General features: G+C 67.7%; 14 protein-coding genes and 1 pseudogene. 8 read left to right on the forward strand and 7 right to left on the reverse strand.

What is annotated here, in order from left to right:
- Positions 1-6: 6 nt before the first annotated feature.
- From deoC to BLW75_RS19460, 3 genes are read left to right on the forward strand one after another with little or no spacing between them, the layout of a single operon-like run.
- Complete coding sequence (deoC, locus tag BLW75_RS19450) at positions 7-981, forward strand: deoxyribose-phosphate aldolase (RefSeq protein ID WP_034304661.1); 975 nt, start codon at positions 7-9, stop codon at positions 979-981.
- Between the two features lie 3 nt (positions 982-984).
- Positions 985-2,418 carry an aldehyde dehydrogenase family protein gene (locus BLW75_RS19455; protein ID WP_034304658.1) on the forward strand — a complete coding sequence of 478 codons (1,434 nt, stop codon included), beginning with the start codon at positions 985-987 and terminating at the stop codon, positions 2,416-2,418.
- The gene (locus BLW75_RS19460) at positions 2,411-3,277 is read left to right on the forward strand and encodes an aldehyde dehydrogenase family protein (protein ID WP_034304655.1); all 867 of its coding nucleotides are present in this window, start codon (positions 2,411-2,413) and stop codon (positions 3,275-3,277) included. Before BLW75_RS19455 ends, BLW75_RS19460 begins: the two co-directional genes overlap by 8 nt.
- A 188-nt stretch (positions 3,278-3,465) precedes the next feature.
- On the opposite strand, the gene BLW75_RS19465 is transcribed toward BLW75_RS19460, so the two are convergent.
- Positions 3,466-4,104, reverse strand: coding sequence for a TetR/AcrR family transcriptional regulator (locus BLW75_RS19465; protein ID WP_034304653.1), 639 nt, complete (start codon positions 4,102-4,104; stop codon positions 3,466-3,468).
- A 217-nt stretch (positions 4,105-4,321) separates the two neighbouring features.
- On the opposite strand from BLW75_RS19465, the gene BLW75_RS19470 reads away from it, so the two are divergent.
- A complete protein-coding gene (locus BLW75_RS19470; protein WP_034304651.1) occupies positions 4,322-5,536 on the forward strand; it encodes a cytochrome P450 in 1,215 nt (404 codons plus the stop codon).
- An 8-nt stretch (positions 5,537-5,544) separates the two neighbouring features.
- Positions 5,545-5,739 (forward strand): ferredoxin, encoded by a 195-nt coding sequence (locus tag BLW75_RS19475; RefSeq protein WP_034304647.1) that lies wholly within the window; start codon positions 5,545-5,547, stop codon positions 5,737-5,739.
- Between the two features lie 78 nt (positions 5,740-5,817).
- Here BLW75_RS19475 and BLW75_RS19480 read toward each other — a convergent pair whose 3' ends face one another.
- From BLW75_RS19480 to BLW75_RS19495, 4 genes are read right to left on the reverse strand one after another with little or no spacing between them, the layout of a single operon-like run.
- Positions 5,818-6,633, reverse strand: coding sequence for a carbohydrate ABC transporter permease (locus BLW75_RS19480; protein ID WP_034304644.1), 816 nt, complete (start codon positions 6,631-6,633; stop codon positions 5,818-5,820).
- A complete protein-coding gene (locus BLW75_RS19485; RefSeq protein WP_034304641.1) occupies positions 6,630-7,565 on the reverse strand; it encodes a carbohydrate ABC transporter permease in 936 nt (311 codons plus the stop codon). Before BLW75_RS19485 ends, BLW75_RS19480 begins: the two co-directional genes overlap by 4 nt.
- Positions 7,565-8,905, reverse strand: coding sequence for an ABC transporter substrate-binding protein (locus BLW75_RS19490; RefSeq protein ID WP_034304638.1), 1,341 nt, complete (start codon positions 8,903-8,905; stop codon positions 7,565-7,567). Before BLW75_RS19490 ends, BLW75_RS19485 begins: the two co-directional genes overlap by 1 nt.
- Positions 8,898-9,902: a zinc-dependent alcohol dehydrogenase family protein gene (locus BLW75_RS19495; protein WP_034304635.1), complete on the reverse strand. Its 1,005-nt coding sequence runs from the start codon at positions 9,900-9,902 to the stop codon at positions 8,898-8,900. The genes BLW75_RS19490 and BLW75_RS19495 overlap by 8 nt, the downstream gene beginning before the upstream one ends.
- Before the next feature lie 129 nt (positions 9,903-10,031).
- On the opposite strand from BLW75_RS19495, the gene BLW75_RS19500 reads away from it, so the two are divergent.
- A complete protein-coding gene (locus tag BLW75_RS19500) occupies positions 10,032-11,018 on the forward strand; it encodes a sugar-binding transcriptional regulator (RefSeq protein WP_034304632.1) in 987 nt (328 codons plus the stop codon).
- A 69-nt stretch (positions 11,019-11,087) separates the two neighbouring features.
- Here the strand turns inward: BLW75_RS19500 and BLW75_RS19505 are convergent, their stop codons facing one another.
- Positions 11,088-11,432, reverse strand: coding sequence for a winged helix-turn-helix transcriptional regulator (locus BLW75_RS19505; RefSeq protein ID WP_034304630.1), 345 nt, complete (start codon positions 11,430-11,432; stop codon positions 11,088-11,090).
- 69 nt (positions 11,433-11,501) lie between these two features.
- Between BLW75_RS19505 and BLW75_RS19510 the strand changes: the two are divergent.
- Together BLW75_RS19510 and BLW75_RS19515 are read left to right on the forward strand one after the other, a co-directional pair.
- Positions 11,502-12,098, forward strand: a pseudogene (locus BLW75_RS19510) (NADPH-dependent F420 reductase); the annotation flags it as partial.
- 54 nt (positions 12,099-12,152) lie between these two features.
- On the forward strand, positions 12,153-12,800 hold the full coding sequence (locus tag BLW75_RS19515; protein ID WP_034304626.1) for a hypothetical protein: 648 nt from the start codon (positions 12,153-12,155) through the stop codon (positions 12,798-12,800).
- On the opposite strand, the gene BLW75_RS19520 is transcribed toward BLW75_RS19515, so the two are convergent.
- Positions 12,763-15,282, reverse strand: a complete 2,520-nt coding sequence (locus BLW75_RS19520; protein ID WP_034304622.1) for a DEAD/DEAH box helicase — start codon at positions 15,280-15,282, stop codon at positions 12,763-12,765. The genes BLW75_RS19515 and BLW75_RS19520 overlap by 38 nt on opposite strands.
- Between the last annotated feature and the right edge of the window lie 85 nt (positions 15,283-15,367).

The following is a 15,367-nucleotide window of genomic DNA, read 5'->3' on the forward strand; positions in this document are numbered from 1 at the left end:
ACCCGTATGACAGCTACGACCAGCTCGTCAGCGGCGACGGCCACCCCGTCGCCGCTGGCGGACGCGACTCGCGACGAGGCGAGCCTGCGCCGGTTCCTGCACGGGCTGCCTGGTGTCGACCAGGTCGGCGTCGAGCAGCGGGCGGCGGGACTCGGCACGCGCAGCATCAAGAAGGCCGCCAAGCTCTGGGCGATCGACACCGCCATTTCGATGGTCGACCTGACGACCCTCGAAGGCGCCGACACCCGGGGCAAGGTCCGCGCGCTCGCCGCGAAGGCCATGCGGCCGGATCCGGAACGTTCGGACACCCCGCAGGTCGCGGCCGTGTGCGTGTACCCGGACATGGTCGAGACAGCTGTCGAGGCGCTTCGCGGCACCGGGATCCACGTCGCGAGTGTGGCCACCGGCTTCCCGGCGGGCCGCACGAGCCGCGAGATCAAGCTGGCCGACACCAAGATCGCCGTCGACGCGGGCGCCGCCGAGATCGACATGGTGATCGATCGCGGCGCGTTCCTGGAAGGCCGTTACCTGGAGGTCTTCGAGGAGATCCAGGCCATCAAGGCCGCCTGTGGCAGCGCTCACCTCAAGGTCATCCTCGAAACCGGTGAGCTCGCCACCTACGACAACGTCCGCCGCGCGTCCTGGCTCGCGCTGCTGGCGGGCGGAGACTTCATCAAGACCTCCACCGGCAAGGTCTCGCCCGCCGCCACGCTGCCGGTCACCCACGTGATGCTGCAGGCCGTCCGCGACTGGTTCGTCCAGACCGGGGAATTGCGCGGCGTCAAACCGGCCGGTGGCATCCGGACGACCAAGGACGCGATCAAGTACCTGGTCGCGGTGCACGAGGTCGCCGGCGAGCAGTGGCTGAACCCGGATCTCTTCCGGTTCGGGGCGTCCAGCCTGCTCAACGACCTCCTGCTGCAGCGCCGCACCCAGGCCGACGGCCACTACAGCGGTCCCGACTACGTGACGGTGGACTGATCCATGGGCATCTTCGAGTACGCGCCCGCGCCCGAATCGCGCGACCTCGCGAACCTCAAACCGCATTACCGGCCGTTCGTGAACGGCGAATTCGTCGACGGCTCGGGTGAGCCGCTCAAGACGATCAACCCGGCCACCGAAGAGGTGCTCGCCGAGGTCGGCACCGCCTCGGTGTCCGATGTGGACACAGCGGTGAAGGCCGCACGCAAGGCATACACAGGCGTCTGGTCGAAAATGCCGGGCTCCGAACGCGCCAAGTACCTGTTCCGCATCGCGCGCCTGATCCAGGAGCGGTCGCGGGAACTGGCCGTGCTGGAAAGCCTCGACAACGGCAAGCCGATCAAGGAATCGCGCGATTCCGACGTGCCGACGGCCGCCGCGCACTTCTTCTACCACGCCGGCTGGGCCGACAAGCTCGACTACGCCGGCTACGGCCCGAACCCGAAGCCGCTCGGCGTCGCGGGCCAGGTCATCCCGTGGAACTTCCCGCTGCTGATGCTGGCGTGGAAGATCGCGCCCGCGCTGGCCACCGGCAACACCGTGGTGCTCAAGCCCGCGGAGACCACGCCGCTGACCGCGCTCGTGTTCGCGGAGATCTGCCAGCAGGCCGAACTCCCGCCCGGCGTGGTGAACATCCTGCCCGGCGCCGGGGACATCGGCGCCGCGCTCGTGGGCCACGGCGACGTGAACAAGGTCGCCTTCACCGGATCGACCGAGGTCGGCAAGGCCATCCAGCGCCAGATCGCGGGCACCGCGAAGAAGCTGACGCTGGAGCTGGGCGGCAAGGCGGCGAACGTCGTCTTCGATGACGCGCCACTGGACCAGGCCGTCGAGGGGATCGTCAACGGGATCTTCTTCAACCAGGGCCACGTATGCTGCGCGGGCTCGCGCCTGCTGGTGCAGGAGTCCATCGCCGAAGAGCTGCTCGAGAAGCTGCGCTACCGCGTCTCGACGCTGCGGCTGGGCGACCCGCTGGACAAGAACACCGACATCGGCGCGATCAACTCCGCCGAACAGCTCGCGAAGATCAAGGGCCTGGTGGAATCCGGCGACGCCGAGGGCGCGCAGCGCTGGACCAGCCCGTGCCCGGTGCCGGAACGTGGTTTCTTCTTCGCTCCCACCGTGTTCTCCGACGTTCAGCAGTCGATGCGCATCGCCCGCGAGGAGATCTTCGGGCCGGTGCTTTCGGTGCTGACCTTCCGCACTCCGGACGAGGCCGTCACCAAGGCGAACAACACGCCGTACGGGCTTTCGGCCGGGATCTGGACCGAGAAGGGTTCGCGCATTCTCTGGATGGCGAACCAGCTCCGCGCCGGTGTCGTCTGGGCCAACACGTTCAACCGCTTCGATCCCGCCGCGCCGTTCGGCGGCTACCAGGAGTCGGGTTTCGGCCGCGAAGGCGGACGCACCGGACTGGAGGCCTACCTCGATGTCTGACCGTATTTCGGTGGCGAAGACCTACAAGCTCTACATCGGCGGCAAGTTCCCCCGCTCGGAATCCGGCCGCGTGTATCCGGTCACCGACACCAAGGGCAAGTTCCTGGCGAACGCCTCGCACGCATCCCGCAAGGACGTCCGCGACGCGGTTTCGGCCGCCCGCAAGGCTTTCGGCGGCTGGTCGGTGGCGACCGCGTACAACCGCGGCCAGGTGCTGTACCGGGTGGCGGAGATGCTGGAAGGCCGCCGCGACCAGTTCGTCGCGGAGGTTTCGGCCTCCGAAGGCGTCGCGGCGAAGAAGGCTCAGTCCCTTGTGGACGCGTCGATCGACCGCTGGGTCTGGTACGCGGGCTGGACGGACAAGATCGCGACCGTGCTCGGCGGGGCCAACCCGGTCGCGGGCCCGTACTTCTCCTTCACCGTGCCGGAACCGACCGGCGTCGTGGGTGTGCTGGCGCCGCAGCAGTCGTCGCTGCTGGGCCTGGTGAGCGTGCTGGCCCCGGTGCTGGCGACCGGCTCGACCGCGGTGGTCGTCTCCAGCGCGGACCGGCCGCTGCCCGCGATCACGCTTTCGGAGGTCCTGGCGACGTCCGACCTGCCCGGCGGGGTCGCGAACATCCTGACCGGCCGCGCGTCGGAGCTGGGCTCGTGGCTCGCGTCGCACGGGGACGTCAACGCCCTCGACCCGACCGGCGCCGAGCCGTCCGCGCGGGCGGACCTGGCGCGGGAAGCCGCGGGGACCGTGAAACGGGTCCTGACCGTCCCGGACACCGAGCCGGACTGGACCGCCGACGCCGACATCTCGCGGCTGCGGCGGTACCTGGAGGCGAAGACCGTCTGGCACCCGCTGGGCGTCTGACCCACGTCCTTTGCGCAGTTGGACACCCCTTCCCCGGCGCAATTAGTCACCTACTTGCGCCGGGGGGGCTCACCGGTGCCCACCCGCCCGCTTGCCTTCTGCCGCCGGCGTTGCGAAAGCCACTTTCGCAACGTTGAAGGTTGCGAAAGTGGCTTTCGCAACGCCTCGCCGCGCCGCTGGCCGGGGGCTCACGGATCCAGATCGGCCCCGGTCAGCGCCCGGCCCGGCAGTGGCTCGTTCGTGCCGACGGCCCGCAGGCCGTCGATCATGATCCCGATGCAGCGCCGGGTCGCCATCCGCGCGACCTCCTCGCCCTTGCCCGGCATCTGCCGCAGCAACGTCGCGAACAGGATCGCGACGTCGCCGGTGGCGACGTCCGTCCGGAGCTTGCCCTCGGCCTGCGCGCCCCGGACGAAAGCGTCCATCACCAGCAACAACTCGTCACGCAGGGCCTTGATCGCGGGGTCACTCTTCAGGATCGCCAGCGCCCGCGGCGACACCATCGCGAGCTGGATGCTCAGCTGCAGCTCCATCGACTGGTGCAGCAGCCGGATCAGCGCCTCCCAGTCCGAGGCCTCCTGATCCCTCGCGGCCTTCGCGTCCCTCAGGACCCGATCGAAGTTGTCGACGGCGACCGCCCGGATCAGCGCGTCGCGGTCCGGGAAGCGCCGGTACAGCGTGCCGACGCCGACACCGGCCGACCGCGCGATCTCCTCCATCGGGACCTCGGCGCCTTGGGCGGCGAAGATGGCTCTCGCGGCGGCCAGGATCTGATCCCGGTTCCGGCGCGCGTCGGCGCGCAAGCGGGTCTCGGGGTCGGCTGTCATGATCCTCGCCTCTCGAAGGGTCCTTCAGGGCCGTGATTCTCGCACGTAGGGGCGTGCCCTTCACGCCTCCCGGGAAACCACCCCTTCGCGAGTGGACGACCTGCCTCCGCTTGAGTACCTTGGTGGCATAAGCGGAATGAATCCATCCGCATACGTTTTTGGGGCCCCCTGTCCGATTCCGCCCGAACCCACCCGACATCTGGGGAAGGACAACCCGATGACTGACGTCGAGGAAACCACCGCGACCTTGCCGCTGGCCCGGAAATGCCCGTTTTCGCCGCCGCCCGAATACGAACGGCTTCGCCGGGAAAGTCCGGTTTCCCGGGTCGGTCTCCCGTCCGGTCAAACGGCTTGGGCGCTCACCCGGCTCGAAGACATCCGCGAAATGCTGAGCAGCCCGCATTTCAGTTCCGACCGGCAGAGCCCGTCGTTCCCGCTGATGGTCGCGCGGCAGATCCGCCGCGAGGACAAGCCGTTCCGCCCCTCCCTCATCGCGATGGATCCGCCGGAACACAGCCGGGCCAGGCGTGACGTCGTCGGGGAATTCACCGTCAAGCGGATGAAGGCGCTCCAGCCGCGAATTCAGCAGATCGTCGACGAACATCTCGACGCCCTGCTCGCGGGCCCCAAACCCGCCGATCTCGTCCAGGCGCTTTCCCTGCCCGTTCCCTCGCTGGTGATCTGCGAACTGCTCGGCGTCCCCTATTCGGACCACGAGTTCTTCCAGTCCTGCAGTTCCAGGATGCTCAGCCGGGAGGTCACCGCCGAAGAACGGATGACCGCGTTCGAGCAGCTCGAAAACTATCTCGACGAACTGGTCACCAAGAAGGAGGCGAACGCCACCGAGGACGACCTCCTCGGCCGTCAGATCCTGAAACAGCGGGAAACGGGCGAGGCCGACCACGGTGAACTCGTCGGGCTGGCGTTCCTGCTGCTCATCGCCGGACACGAGACCACGGCGAACATGATCTCGCTCGGCACGGTGACCCTGCTGGAGAATCCCGATCAGCTCGCGAAGATCAAGGCAGACCCCGGCAAGACCCTCGCCGCCATCGAGGAACTCCTGCGGGTCTTCACGATCGCGGAAACGGCGACCTCACGCTTCGCCACGGCGGACGTCGAGATCGGCGGAACGCTGATCCGCGCGGGGGAAGGGGTGGTGGGCCTGAGCAACGCGGGCAACCACGATCCGGACGGCTTCGAGAACCCGGACACCTTCGACATCGAACGCGGCGCGCGGCATCACGTCGCGTTCGGATTCGGGGTGCACCAGTGTCTCGGCCAGAACTTGGCGAGGTTGGAACTCCAGATCGTCTTCGATACGTTGTTCCGGCGAGTGCCGGGCCTCCGGATCGCCGTTCCGGTCGACGAACTGCCGTTCAAGCACGATTCGACGATCTACGGCCTCCACGCCCTTCCGGTCACCTGGTAGGAGGAGCCATGAAGATCATCGCGGACACCGGGAAATGCGTGGGCGCGGGCCAGTGCGTGCTCACCGATCCCGATCTGTTCGATCAGAGCGAGGACGACGGAACGGTCCTCGTGCTGAACGCCGAGCCTGAAGGCGAAGAGGCGGAAGAAAACGCCCGCACCGCCGTGCACATCTGCCCGGGGCAGGCCTTGTCGCTCGCTTAAGGCGTGGGGCGCGGGGGTCGTGAGTGGTAAGTGTCGTTCTAACGACACTTACCACTCACGACCACCCCGACCCAGGCCTTACTTGACCGCGCCCATCGACAGGCCCCGCACCAGGTGGTTCTGCGCGATCCAGCCGACGATCATCACCGGCAGCGACGCGAGCAGCGCGGCCGCGGAGAGCTGTGCCCAGTACAGGCCCTCGCTGGTGATGAACCCGACCAGGAACACCGGCACCGTCCCGGCCCGCGCGGCGGTGAGGTTGACCGAGTAGAAGAACTCGGTCCAAGAGAAGATCACGCAGATCAGCGCGGTCGCGGCCACCCCGGGCGCGACCACCGGCATGATGATCTTCCGCAGCAGGATCGGCAGGGTCGCCCCGTCGATCCGCCCCGCCTCGATCATCTCGTGCGGCACCTCAAGGAAGAACGACCGCATCATCCAGATGGCCAGCGGAAGGTTCATCGAGGTGTACAGGATGATCAGCGCCCACACGTTGTCCAGCAGCCGGGTGTTCTGCGAGATCACGTAGAGCGGGATGATCGCCGCCACGATGGGCAGCATCTTCGTCGACAGGAAGAAGCCGAGCGCGTTGCTCGTCCCCTTCACCGGCGCCAGCGAAAGCGCGTACGCCGCCGGGATTCCCAGCAGCAGAACGAAAAGGGTCGAAACGACGGTCACGAACGCCGAGTTCGACAGATACGGCAGGAAGCCGCGTTCGAGCACACCCGCGAACTGGTCGAGGGTCGGGGTGAAGAACAGGCGCGGCGGGTCGGTGTAGGCGTCGGCCTCCTGTTTGAAGGCCGTGAGGATCATCCACAGCAGCGGGAACACGAACAGGATGGCGATCACCCAGGTCGCGACCGTCAGCGCGCCGGGGCCGAAGCGGCTTTTCATTTCGCGCCTCCCTGGACCGAGAACGTGCGGAACATCAGCCGCAGCGCGAAGGTCGCGACGATCATCGTCAGGATCACGACGATCACTCCCATCGCCGACGACTGCCCGATGTCGAAACCTTGGAACGCCCGCTGGTAGATGTAGAACGGCAGGTTCGTACTGGCCGTCCCCGGACCTCCTTGCGTCATCAGGAAGATCGCGTCGAAGCTGTTCACGATGTAGATCGCGCCCAGCAGCGTCGCCAGCTGCAGGAACCGGCTCAGATGCGGCAGCGTGATCGCGGTGAACGTCCGCCAGCGGCCGGCGCCGTCGACCGACGCGGCCTCCAGCACGTCCTTCGGCTGACTCTGCAACCCGGCCAGGATCAGCAGCATCATGAACGGCGTCCACTGCCAGACGACCTGAGCCATCACCGCGGCCAGCGGGAACTCCGAAAGCCAGTCGACGTCGGTACCGAACACGAAGTGCAGCAACCCGTAGGTCGGATCGAACATCGTCGTCTTCCACAGCAGCGCGCCCGCCGCCGGCAGGATCAGGAACGGCGTGATCAGCAGGGTGCGGACCACTCCGCGTCCGAGGAACTTGCGGTCCAGCAGGATCGCCAGCCCCAAGCCGAGCAGCAACGAGAAGAACACGCACACGACCGTCAGCACCACGGTGTTCAGCAGCGCACCGAGGAACGTCGAGTCGGCGAAGACGTCGATGTAGTTCCGCAGTCCGACGAAATGCCGCGAGCCCGGGCGCACCAGGTTCCACGACTGGAACGAGTAGATCACCGTCAGCACGAAGGGCAACTGCGTCACGGCGACGACGAACAGCAGCGCGGGCAGGAGCGGTAGCCGTCGTTTGAACGGCGTATCGGTGCCGCGCTTCGGAGCCGCCTTTTTCGCGTGGGCGGGCTCCGGACGGGCAGGAGCGGAGATCGTGGCCATCACTGCACCTCCTGGTACGACTTGCCGACGGTCTGCGCGTACTCCTGTGACTGCTCGAGTGCTTCGTCCACGGTGATCTGGCCCGCGATCGCCGCCGAAAGCTGCTGGCTCACGCGGGTGCCGAGATCCTGGAACTCGGGGATGCCGACGAACTGGATCCCGGGGTAGGGCACCGGATTCACCATCGCCTTGCGCTGGTCGGCGTCCGCGATCCCGTCCAGCGTCGGCTGCGCGTAGGCCTTGGCGGCCTCGCGGTATTCAGGGATGTCGTACGTCGATTTCCGCACGCCCGGCGGAACGCGGTTCCAGTCGCCGAACTCTTTGGCGACCCGCTGCACGTACGCCTTGTCGGTCATCCAGGACATGAACTTGAAGGCGATGTCCTTGTGCTTCGCGACCTTCGGGATCGCCAGCGCCCAGGTGTAGAGCCAGCCGCTCGACTGCGTCTTCTCCACCGGCGCCGGGGCGTAACCGGACTTCCCGACGACCTTGCTGGCCGACGGGTCCTCGTTCGTGCCCGCCATGACCGTGGCGTCGTACCACATCGCGGCCTGGCCCTGTGTGTAGCGCGTACCGCATTCGGAGAAGCCCACGCTCGACGCGCCGACCTCACCGTGGTTCCGCACGAGGTTCACGTAGAACTCGGCGGCGGCCTTGAACTCGGGACTGGTCAGCTTCGCGTTCCAGTTTTTGTCGAACCACTGCGCGCCGAAGGTGTTCGCGACCGTGGTGAACGGCGCGAGGCTCTCGCCCCAGCCGGGCTTGCCGCGCAGGCAGATCCCGGCGATACCCTTGGCCTTGTCGTCGAGTTTCGCGGCGTACTCGGCGATCTGCGTCCACGTCGGCTTGGCGGGCATGGTGATCCCGGCCTGCTCGAACAGATCCTTCCGGTAGGCCAGGAACGACGACTCACCGTAGAACGGCACCGCGTACAGCGAGCCGTTGTGCGACAACGATTCCTTGATGCTCGGGATGAAATCGTCGGCGTCGTAGGACGGGTTCGCCGCGATATGCGGGCCGAGGTTCTCGAGCCAGCCGTTCGCGGCCCACTGCGGCGCCTCGTAGTTGCTGATCATGACGACGTCGAACTCGCCGCCTTCGGTGGCCGTCGACGCGGTGATCTTCGCGCGCGCCTGGTTTTCCGGCAGCGACACGAATTTGAGGCTGACGCCGGGGTTCGCCTTCTCGAACTCGCCGGAAAGCTCGATGGCGTCCTTCATCTGCGGGTTCGCGACGATCGCGACGACGAGCGTCCGGTCGCCGGTCCCGAGCGCGCCCGCTCCGGCGCAACCGGTGAGGGTCAGGAGAAGGACCCCGAGCAGAGCGGCTGCTTTACGCACCTTCGCCTCCCGGTATGACCTGCACCTTCAGGCCGGCGCCGCTGCGCATGAGGTCGAGAGCGTCGGGGTACTGCTCCAGCGGCAGGGTGTCGGTGAGCAGCGCGGCGGTGTCGACGGCGCCGTCGGCGACCAGGTCGAGCGCGGCACCGAAGCTGTTCATGACGGCCATCGAGCCGACGACGGTGATCTCGTCGTTGTAGATCCGGAACGGCGAAAGCGCGACGCGTGCTTCGGCGGGCGCGACACCGAAGACCAGCAGGCGGCCTCCGCGCTGAAGCGAGTCGAAGGCGGCTTCGATGGCGGGCGCGGCGCCGGTGCAGTCCGCGGCGGCGTCGAACTTCTCGTCGTCGAGGTCCTTCACGTCGCCCGCGACCGCGGCCGCGCCGAGGTCCATCGCCCGGCCGAGGCGGGACGTGTTGCGGTCGACCACCGTGACGTGGGCGCCCGCGCGCTGCAGCAACTGCTGCATGATCAGCCCCATCGTGCCCGCCCCGACGACGAGGAACCGCTCCCCCGCCTCGACGCCGATCCGGCGTACGCCGTGGACCGCGCAGGAAACCGGCTCGACGAGGGCGCCCTGCTCCCAGGTCATCGTGTCCGGCATGCGGTAGCAGTTCGCCGAAGGGACGGCGACGTACTCGGCGAAGGCACCGTTGACGGTGTCGCCGGTCGCGTTCCAGTTCTCGCAGAGGTTGCCGCGGCCGGACCGGCAAGGCTTGCAGTAGCCGCAGAACAGCGACGGGTCGACGGCCACCCGGTCGCCGATCTTCCAGCCGCCCGGCACGTCCGCGCCGAGTTCGACGATCTCGCCGGCGAACTCGTGGCCGGGGACGATCGGATAGGGCGTCGGCGGGAAATGCCCGTCGGCGATGTGGAGGTCGGTCCCGCAGATCCCGCAGGCACCCACCTTGACGACGACCTGGCGATCCCCCGGTTTGGGATCGGGTACCTCGCCGACCCTGATCTCCCCGGGCTTGTCCACGATCGCGGCACGCATGCCAGCTCCTCTTCTCTCCGCTCAAATGAGCGGGACGGGCCTATGCTTCGGACTGCATGTTCAGGCATGGTGAACTTTTCCCTGTTGTTACGTCAACCTTTCGGGTGGATTTCGAGCTATAGTGCTCAAATGAGCGGGAAGAAGCAGGGGCCCGGCCTGGTGGAGTCGCTACGCCTGGCCGCGGTGGCCCGGCGGTTCTACGAACAGGGCGCCTCGAAACTCGAGATCGCCGAAGAGTTCGGGATCAGCCGGTTCAAGGTCGCGCGGATGCTGGACACCGCCAGGGAAAGTGGGATCGTCCGGGTCGAGTTCCGGCTGCCGGCGCCGGTCGATCTCGTGCTGTCCGAGGAGATCCGCGCGGCGTACCGGCTCGACCGGGTCCTCGTGCTCGAACGAGCGCCGGAACCGGAATCCCGCGAAGTGGCGCGGCGCAAGATCGGCATGCTCGCCGCCCGCCTCCTGACCGAGATCGTCACTTCCGGCGACGTCCTGGGCCTGTCGTGGGCACGTTCGGTGAACGCGATGACCGACGCGATCGAGTCACTGCCGAAATGCCCGATCGTGCAGCTGTGCGGGGTGCAGGCGGGGATGGACATGCGCGACCGTTCGGTGGAGACGGTCAGCCGGGTCGCGTCGGTGTCCGGCGGCGAGCCGTACCCGATCTTCGGCCCGCTCGTCCTCCCCGACCGCCGCACCACCGAAACGCTGCGCAGGCAGCCCGGCATCGCCGAGACCTTCGGGCAGTTCAAGAACCTGACCAAGGCCGTCGTCAGCATCGGTGCCTGGAAACCCGAGGAGTCGACGGTCTACGACGCGCTCGACGAGGCCGAGCGGAGCGCGATCGCGAAACGCGGGGCCAAGGCCGAGGTTTCCGCGCGCCTGTTCGACGCCGACGGGACGCCGATGTCCACCGGGCTCGCCCACCACGTGCTGGCGATCAGCGCCGAGGACCTGCTGGCCGTCCCCGAAGTGATCGCGCTGGGCTACACGGAACCGAAGGCCGAAGCGATCGACGCCGTCCTGCGCTCGGGCATGGTCTCGACGCTGATCACCGACGCCGCCGCGGCCGTCCCGCTGCTGAAACTCGCCGAGGCCCGCCCGCCTAGGCGTTGCTGAAGGACGCTTTCACCGCGTCCCATGCGGTGAAGGGCGCTTTCGTCTCATCGCATGCGGTGAAAGCGTCCTTCAGCTCCTCGCCTCGTCCTGCGCCGCCATCACCTCGTCGCCATACCTGAACGCCCATTCCCCGAAGGCTTCGATAGGCCCCAGCAACGTAGTGCCGAGATCCGTCAGCGAGTACTCGACCTTCGCCGTCCGGCCACAGTCGCGCCTGCTGACGAGCCCGTTGAACTCCAGCCGCCGGACGGTCTCCGTGAGCACCTTCGTGCTGATCCCGCCGAGCCGTCGCCGCAGTTCGGCCGGCCGCAGCGGCCCGTCGCGCAAAGCCCACAGGACGACCGGGTTCCACGTGTTCGCCATCAGGTCGAAGCCCAGCCGGGCACGGCAATCGGCGAGGAAGACGTCGTTCATCGGACCTCCGGTAACCATTCGGTACCCGCGCGGCTTTCTACGGTCATGGGGTAACTCGATCTTAGGGAGCAGCACATGCGTATCGGTATCTTCGGCGCGGGCGGGATGGCGGAGGCGCTCGGCGGCCAGTGGGCCAGGGCCGGGCACGAGGTGATGGTCGCCGCCCGCGACCGGGCCAAGGCCGCCAGGATCTCCCCGCGCGTGGGGACCTGGGAGGAGACCGCCCGCGCCAGTGACGTGATCCTGCTCGCCGTTCCCGCCGCGTCGGTGACGGAAGTCCTTGCCGCCGCAGGGGATCTCGCCGGGAAGGTGCTGATCGACTGCACCAACGCGGTCGGCGAGGGCGCCGTGCTCACGGTGCCCGATCAGGCCGCCCGGATCGCCGCCGCCGCACCGGACGCCCACGTGGTCAAGGCGTTCAACCTGTGCCACGTGGACGTCTGGCGGATGACTCCGCCGGTGTTCGGCGGCCGTCCGCTGGCGGTGCCGATCTGCGGCGACAAGGTCGGCGAAGTGAGTGAACTGGTCCGCGACATCGGGTGCGTTCCGCTGGTCGCGGGCGGCCTCGACCGGGCCGCGCTCATGGAGGCGACGATGGCGTTCACGGTCGGGCTCTGGTTCGACGGCCACGACGCGCAGGCCTGCTTCCCGCCCCTTCCGGTGTGATTTCAGGGTCGTCCCCGATGCGCCGGGCCGGTCGCCCAGGCGACCGTGTCCGGCATGGGGACGAGGACCTGGCGGCAGCTGACCGTGTGGCTGCACGTCGTCACTTCAGTCGGCTGGATGGGACAGGCGCTGGCGCTGTTCACCCTCCTGGTGATCAGCCGGACGAGCGATGACGGCGCGATCCGCGTCGCGGCGACGTCGATGGCGCACGAGATCGACACGTTCCTCCTGGCGCCACTCGCCAACGCGTCGGCGTTCACCGGTTTCCTGCTCGCCGCGGGGACGGCCTGGGGATTCACCCGGCACTGGTGGGTGCTGGCGAAGTTCGCGATCACTCTCGTCCAGCTCTACGCCGGGATCTTCCTGCTGTCGGGGGCTTTACGGGATTCCGTCGGCAGCGAACCGGCGCCGGTGGCGCTGGTCTCCGGTACCGCGCTGATGGCGAGCGCTTTGGCGTTCCAAGCGTGGCTTTCGGTGGCGAAGCCGTGGGGCAAGGTCCGCTCGGGCGCGAAGCTGCCGACAGCGCCGACGTGGGTGTTCGTCGTCGCCGTCCTCGCGCCGCTCACCGACATCACGGTGGGCCTGCTCCTGGGCTACCCGCTGCCGGCGTTGTCGCTGATCGTGCTGATCGTGCAGCTGGTCCGGCGCCGGCGGCTACTGCTCGTTACCCGGCCGAAACTCCCAGCTGGTCCACCGCGGTGATCCGGATGACCGCCGAGCCCACCTCGTCCGAAGCCGCCAGATCGACCTCCGCGCTGATGCCCCAGTCATGGTCACCCGCCGGATCGTCGAAAATCTGCCGCACCCGCCAGATCTCCTTCTCCTGCTCGATGATCAGCAGCTTCGGCCCGCGCGCGTCCGGCCCGATGCCGAGCGATTCGTGCTCGTCGAAGTAGTCCTCGATGGCGTCTTCCCACGCGTCCGCGTCCCAGCCCGATGCGGCGTCCAGCTCGCCGAGCGTCTCGTAGGCACGCCGCGACGCCAGCTCCACCCGGCGGAACAGTTCGTTCCGCACCAGCACGCGGAACGCCCGCTCGTTCCGCGTGACCGCGGGCGGCTCGGACGGCGGCCGCGTCGAAACCGGGCCCTCCTCTTCGGGATGCCGCAAGGCTTCCCATTCGTCGAGGAGGCTGGAGTCGACCTGGCGCACCAGTTCGCCGAGCCATTCGATGAGGTCCTGCAACCCCTCGGTCTTGGCCTCGTCGGGCACCGTGTGCCTCAGCGAGTCGTACGTGTCGGTGAGGTACCGCAGCACCAGCCCTTCCGAGCGCGCCAGCTGGTAGAAACCGATGTACTCCACGAAGTTCATCGCGCGCTCGTACATGTCGCGCACGACGGATTTCGGCTTGAGCTCGTAGTCCTCGACCCACGGATGCCCTTGCCGGTAGCGGGAATACGCCGCCTCCAGCAGTTCTTCCAGCGGCTTCGGGTACGTGACGTTCTCGAGCAGTTCCATCCGCTCGTCGTACTCGATGCCTTCGGCCTTCATCGCCTGCACGGCCTCGCCGCGTGCCTTGAACTGCTGCTGCGACAGCACGGGGCGCGGGTTGTCCACAGTGGATTCCACAATGGACACGACATCGAGCGGATAGGACGGCGAGTCCACGTCGAGGAGCTCGATCGCCGCCAGTGCGAACGGCGAAAGCGGCTGGTTCAGCGCGAAGTCGAACTGCAGATCCACGGTCAGCCGGACGATGCGGCCCTGCTCGTCGGGCTCGTCGAGCCGTTCCACGACACCCGCCGCGAGCAACGCGCGATAGATCGCGATCGCGCGCAGGATCAATTTCCGCTGGGCGGGACGGTCGGAATGGTTGTCCTCCAGTAGATGCCGCATCGAGTCGAACGCGTTGCCCGGCCGGGAGACGACGTTCAGCAGCATCGAGTGGCTGACGTGGAAACTCGACGTCAGCGGCTCCGGCTCTGCCGCGATCAGCCGGTCGAAGGTGCTCTCCGTCCAGTTGACGAACCCCTCGGGCGCCTTCTTGCGGACGATCTTCTTTTTCTTCTTCGGATCGTCTCCCGCCTTCTCCAGCGCCTTGGCGTTTTCGACGACGTGGTCGGGCGCCTGCACGACGACGTAGCCGTCGGTGTCGTACCCGGCGCGGCCCGCCCGGCCGGCGATCTGGTGGAACTCGCGCGCCTTGAGATGCCGCTGCCGCACGCCGTCGTACTTCGTCAGCGCGGAGAAGACCACTGTGCGGATTGGTACGTTGATGCCGACGCCGAGCGTGTCGGTCCCGCAGATCACCTTCAGCAGCCCGGCCTGCGCGAGCTGCTCGACCAGGCGCCGGTACTTCGGCAGCATGCCGGCGTGGTGCACACCGATCCCGTGCCGGACCAGCCTCGACAGCGTCTTGCCGAACCCGGCCGAGAAGCGGAAGTCGCCGAGCATCTCGGCGATGGCCTCCTTCTCCGCCTTCGAGGTGACGTTGATGCTCATCAGTGTCTGCGCGCGCTCGATCGCCGCGGCCTGCGAGAAGTGCACGACGTAGACCGGCGACTGCCCGCCGTGAAGCAGCTCGGACATCGTCTCGTGCAACGGCGTCAGCGCGTAGCGGAAGGTGAGCGGCACCGGCCGCTGCGCCGAGGTGACCACCGCGGTCGGACGGCCGGTCCGGCGAGTGAGATCTTTTTCGAAGAACGAGACGTCGCCCAGCGTCGCCGACATCAGCACGAACTGCGCGTTCGGCAGCTCCAGCAGCGGTACCTGCCAGGCCCAGCCGCGATCCGGCTCCGAATAGAAGTGGAACTCGTCCGCGACGACCTGGCCGACCGGCGCGTCGGCACCGAACCGCAGCGCCATGTTCGCCAGGATCTCCGCCGTGCAGCAGATGATCGGCGCGTCGGCGTTCACCGCCGAGTCACCGGTCATCATCCCGACGTTCTCCGGGCCGAAGATCTCGATCAGCTGGAAGAACTTCTCCGAGACGAGCGCCTTGATCGGGGCCGTGTAGTAGCTGCGGCGGCCGTGCGCGAGCGCGGTGAAGTGCGCCCCGACCGCGACCAGGCTCTTTCCCGAGCCCGTCGGCGTCGACAGGATCAGGTTCGCTCCGGAGACCACCTCGATGATGGCCTCTTCCTGCGCGGGATACAGCTCCAACCCGCGCTCGGCCGTCCAGGTGGAGAAGGCTTCGAACAGCGAGTCGGGGTCGGGATTCGCAGGCAGGAGGTCTGTAAGTGTCATCAGAGGACCTATCGTGCCATCCGTTGGTCGCTTCTTGCCTAGGGGTGATCGCGCCCTCCGCCGGAAACCCGTAGGCTTCGCGGTA

This window comes from Amycolatopsis lurida, assembly GCF_900105055.1.
Classification (GTDB): Bacteria; Actinomycetota; Actinomycetes; order Mycobacteriales; family Pseudonocardiaceae; genus Amycolatopsis; species Amycolatopsis lurida.

Excerpts from the sequence above, each read along its gene's own strand:
- BLW75_RS19460 (WP_034304655.1), top strand. The coding sequence starts at position 2,411 with ATGTCTGACCGTATTTCGGTGGCGAAGACCTACAAGCTCTACATCGGC.
- BLW75_RS19465 (WP_034304653.1), bottom strand. The coding sequence starts at position 4,104 with ATGACAGCCGACCCCGAGACCCGCTTGCGCGCCGACGCGCGCCGGAAC.
- BLW75_RS19515 (WP_034304626.1), top strand. The coding sequence starts at position 12,153 with ATGGGGACGAGGACCTGGCGGCAGCTGACCGTGTGGCTGCACGTCGTC.
- BLW75_RS19495 (WP_034304635.1), bottom strand. The coding sequence starts at position 9,902 with ATGCGTGCCGCGATCGTGGACAAGCCCGGGGAGATCAGGGTCGGCGAG.
- BLW75_RS19520 (WP_034304622.1), bottom strand. The coding sequence starts at position 15,282 with ATGACACTTACAGACCTCCTGCCTGCGAATCCCGACCCCGACTCGCTG.
- deoC (WP_034304661.1), top strand. The coding sequence starts at position 7 with ATGACAGCTACGACCAGCTCGTCAGCGGCGACGGCCACCCCGTCGCCG.
- BLW75_RS19480 (WP_034304644.1), bottom strand. The coding sequence starts at position 6,633 with ATGAAAAGCCGCTTCGGCCCCGGCGCGCTGACGGTCGCGACCTGGGTG.
- BLW75_RS19475 (WP_034304647.1), top strand. The coding sequence starts at position 5,545 with ATGAAGATCATCGCGGACACCGGGAAATGCGTGGGCGCGGGCCAGTGC.
- BLW75_RS19485 (WP_034304641.1), bottom strand. The coding sequence starts at position 7,565 with ATGGCCACGATCTCCGCTCCTGCCCGTCCGGAGCCCGCCCACGCGAAA.
- BLW75_RS19455 (WP_034304658.1), top strand. The coding sequence starts at position 985 with ATGGGCATCTTCGAGTACGCGCCCGCGCCCGAATCGCGCGACCTCGCG.
- BLW75_RS19500 (WP_034304632.1), top strand. The coding sequence starts at position 10,032 with ATGAGCGGGAAGAAGCAGGGGCCCGGCCTGGTGGAGTCGCTACGCCTG.
- BLW75_RS19470 (WP_034304651.1), top strand. The coding sequence starts at position 4,322 with ATGACTGACGTCGAGGAAACCACCGCGACCTTGCCGCTGGCCCGGAAA.
- BLW75_RS19505 (WP_034304630.1), bottom strand. The coding sequence starts at position 11,432 with ATGAACGACGTCTTCCTCGCCGATTGCCGTGCCCGGCTGGGCTTCGAC.